This window comes from Streptomyces sp. CBMA123, assembly GCF_014596465.1.
Taxonomy (GTDB): domain Bacteria; phylum Actinomycetota; class Actinomycetes; order Streptomycetales; family Streptomycetaceae; genus Kitasatospora.
Genome location: NZ_MECK01000398.1, coordinates 1 through 3,434, shown reverse-complemented (window position 1 = coordinate 3,434; position 3,434 = coordinate 1). Strand labels below are relative to the sequence as shown.

Below are 3,434 nucleotides of genomic sequence, written 5' to 3'. Positions count from 1 at the left end.
GGTGGCGGCCGGGCCGACCCTCTACGGCCGGCCGCCGGTCCGGGCACCGCGCGGGCCTGGCCACCGCAGCGTCGAGGTGGCCGGGCAGTGGCCCGCAGGAGCCGGAGCCCTTCTCGAGCCATTCATGACTCGAACACACGGCTGGTGCGGTGCGGGCACCTGCGTGTTGACTCAGATATTGCTTGGAGGAATCGGCGGAGTCAATCCCTCGAATGCGTTCACTTCATGAAGTCGGACGGTGACGCGGTGATCGCTTTGTCGATGTGACGGCTGTCCCCTATATGGGGAACTCCGGCGGGCGGCTCCGGTCCGGGTCTCGGCAGGACTCCGGGAGGGGCCCGGCGGGGGTTCCCGCAGGAGTCCCCACAGGAGTTCCTGCGGGATTCTCGGTGCGAGCGCCCGGGGCGATTCGTCGACACGGCCACCGCACCGGCCGCCCGCCCCCGTGCGCCCGGCGCATGCCGTCGGCGCGGGCGCCGGCCCCGCGCCTCCTGGCCCTGATGACGGATGGCCGGTCGTGCACCATCATTGATGCCTAGTCGTGACCGCCCGGTCAGCCCCTGGTGCACCGTCAGTTGACGTCGCACGGTACGGTGGCACAACACCAAGGACGGTTGTGCGAAGGCCGTCCCTCACGGATAGTCTTCGCCTCACGGCCCTGGCGCCTCGTAGGGGTGGGAAAACTGATGGAACACATGCAAGTGCGGACTCGGCCCCGTGTGCCGGCGGTCCAGTGCGGTGTCGGCGCGACCGGCCGCCGGATCGAACGACACCTGGCCGTGCTCGGCGCACCCGCGCTCCCGGCGGTGGACACCGCCGAGGCGCTCGGGTTGATAAGGGAACTGACGCCGCGCGGCGCCGACGCCCCGGCGGCGGCCCGTCGTCGCCACTCCCGGGTGTCGCTGCTGGCGCCGCTGCGCCGACTGCGCCGGAGCCTCTTCGGCGGACGCGGCTGAGACTCTGGAGCCAGGCTCCGGGGCCTCGGCCCGGGACCGGTTCCCGAACGACCCGACAGACCACCGGTCCGTCGGGTCGTCGGCGTATCCGGACACCGGAACCTTCACTTTGGTCTGAACCTCTCACCCTACGCGAGGGCGACACCCCGGCGTGGGCAGTCGGCGAGGCAGTACGACCGATCCGCTGACCTGGGTCAGGATGGCGCCATGGCGGACACCAACCACTCCACGTCGACCGGGTCGACCGGGCCCTTCCAGACCACCACCCTGGAGATCGTCACCGGCAACCGCGAGGTCGCGCTCGACATCACCGACCGCTGCGCCGCGTTCCTCGACGAACGGGCCCCCGGACGCGACGGACTGCTCAACGTCTTCGTCCCGCACGCCACCGCCGGGATCGCCGTCCTGGAGACCGGCTCGGGCAGCGACGACGACTTCCTCGCCACCCTGCGCCAACTGCTCCCCGCCGACGACCGCTGGCGCCACCGGCACGGCAGCCCCGGTCACGGACGGGACCACGTGGTGCCCGGCCTGGTCGCCCCGCACGCCACCCTGCCGGTACTCGGTGGCCAACTGGCGCTCGGCGTCTGGCAGTCCGTGGTGCTGATCGACACCAACGGGGACAACCCGCGCCGCACCGTCCGACTGTCCTTCCTCGGTTAGGGCGGGCCGCTACCGGTCCCGGGCGACGTGCCCGGCCACGGCCGCGAGGTAGCGCTCGATCGCCAGGTACTGGCAGAGCAGCGCCACCGGCCGGCCCAGCCGGGCGTACCAGGCCGACAACCGGGAGAACGCGGCCACCTCGAACCACACCTCGCCCTCGGCGTCCATCGACACCAGGAACGACTCCTCGCCGCACTCCGGATGGCCGGGCAGCGTCCCGTACGCGAACCCGACCCGGTCCGGCTCCGTCACCGTCCACACCACCCGGCAGGGGATCATCAGCCGCGGCCACCGGCTGCCCGGCAGGCGCAGCCGCAGCAGCACGGTGGCCCCTTCCCGGGCGGGCCCGCCCGGGTGCACCGCGAACCCGGTCCCCAACTGACTGCCCCACCCGAGCACATACCGCCCGGCCCGATCCAGCACCTCCGGCCCCCGCCCGAGGTGCACCCGCCGCCGCAGGTGCCCGTACCCCTCCGGCAGCCGCCCGCCCCGAGTGGCTCCCACCTCGGCATACGTGGGCTCGGCACCCCGAGCGGCCCGCAGCCGCCGTTCCAGATCGCCAACCATGCCGCTCACGCTAGCCCCCTCCTCCCCCGGGCCTGACCCCGGGCCCGAGGTGCCTTGCGGCGGGGCGGGGGCGGGGAGTAGGAAGGCGGTATGAGTGAGACCGGGACGGGTGAGGGCGTTGTGAGCGGGGACGCGGCGGTCTGTGAGCTCGCGCCCGCCGGTTCCGCGGAAGCGGCACTGAGGGAGGAGCCGGGGGCGGTCGGGCCGCGGGCCGACTGCGTGCTGTGCGGTGAGCCGACCGTGCTGCCCGCCGATCAGCCGGGCAGCACGCTGTGCCCGACCTGTGCCTGGCAGCAGGCCCAGCGGATCGCCTGCTCGGGCTGAGCGGACACGGCTCAGGCGTCCTCCCGTCCGGCCAGGGCCAGGGTGGAGCCGTGCCGGCCCTTGCGGACCAGCAGTTGGGCGGGGATCCGGCTGCGCAGGTCGGCGACGTGGCTGACGATGCCGACCGCGCGGTCCCGCTCGCGCAGGCCGTCGAGGACGTCCATCACCTCCTCCAGGGACTGCTCGTCCAGGGTGCCGAAGCCCTCGTCGATGAAGAGGGTGTCCAGCGGCATGCCGCCGGCCTCGTCGGTGACCACGTCGGCCAGGCCGAGGGCGAGGGAGAGTGAGGCGAAGAAGCTCTCGCCGCCGGAGAGGGTCGCGGTGTCCCGCTCGGTGCCCGTCCAGGCGTCGACCACCCGCAGGGCCAGGCCGGAGCGCTTGTTGCCGGTGCCCCGGTCGTCGCTGTGGACCAGGGTGTAGCGGCCGCCGGACATCCGGACCAGCCGGTCGCTGGCCGCCGCCGCGACCTGCTCCAGCCGGGCCGCCAGGACGTACGACTCCAGGCGCATCCGCAGCCGGTTCTCGGTGGAGGTGCCGGCGGCCAGCGCGGCGAGCCGGTTGATCCGCCCGTACCGCTCCAGGGCCGGGGCCAGTTCGGCGGCCAGGTCGCCCAGGCTCCGGCCGATCGCGGCCAGTGCCGCGCAGCGCTCCTGGGCCGCCGACCGGGCAGCGTGCGCCCGGCCGAGCCGGTCGGTGGCGGCGTCGAGCGCGGCCGCGGCGGCGGGCAGATCGACCGGTGGACGGGTCGCGGCCTCGGCCAGTTCGGGCAGCGCCAGCTCGTGCCGGACGGCGGCCGACTCCGCGCGGTGCCGCTCCAGCCGGGCCTCCAACCCGTCCCGCTCCTCGCGCGGCAACAGCACGGCGAGCGCCGCCGCGGCGTCCGGGAAGCCCGCCGCGGCGGCGGCCTTGCCGAGTTCCTCCTCG

The 3,434-nt window shown here is 74.1% G+C and carries 5 protein-coding genes; 3 read left to right on the top strand and 2 right to left on the bottom strand.

Annotated elements, in window-relative coordinates:
- Positions 1 to 686: 686 nt before the first annotated feature.
- Positions 687 to 956, top strand: a complete 270-nt coding sequence (locus BG452_RS31660) for a hypothetical protein (protein ID WP_188307793.1) — start codon at positions 687 to 689, stop codon at positions 954 to 956.
- Positions 957 to 1,163: 207 nt separating this feature from the next.
- A complete protein-coding gene (locus BG452_RS31655; protein ID WP_188307792.1) occupies positions 1,164 to 1,619 on the top strand; it encodes a YjbQ family protein in 456 nt (151 codons plus the stop codon).
- 9 nt (positions 1,620 to 1,628) lie between these two features.
- Here BG452_RS31655 and BG452_RS31650 read toward each other — a convergent pair whose 3' ends face one another.
- Entirely contained in the window at positions 1,629 to 2,186 is a 558-nt protein-coding gene (locus tag BG452_RS31650; RefSeq protein WP_188307794.1) for a DUF1990 family protein, read from the bottom strand.
- 90 nt (positions 2,187 to 2,276) lie between these two features.
- On the opposite strand from BG452_RS31650, the gene BG452_RS31645 reads away from it, so the two are divergent.
- Complete coding sequence (locus BG452_RS31645; protein WP_188307795.1) at positions 2,277 to 2,510, top strand: hypothetical protein; 234 nt, start codon at positions 2,277 to 2,279, stop codon at positions 2,508 to 2,510.
- A gap of 11 nt (positions 2,511 to 2,521) precedes the next feature.
- Here BG452_RS31645 and BG452_RS31640 read toward each other — a convergent pair.
- A partial coding sequence (locus BG452_RS31640; RefSeq protein WP_317621318.1) for an SbcC/MukB-like Walker B domain-containing protein occupies positions 2,522 to 3,434 on the bottom strand: 913 nt, incomplete at its 5' end.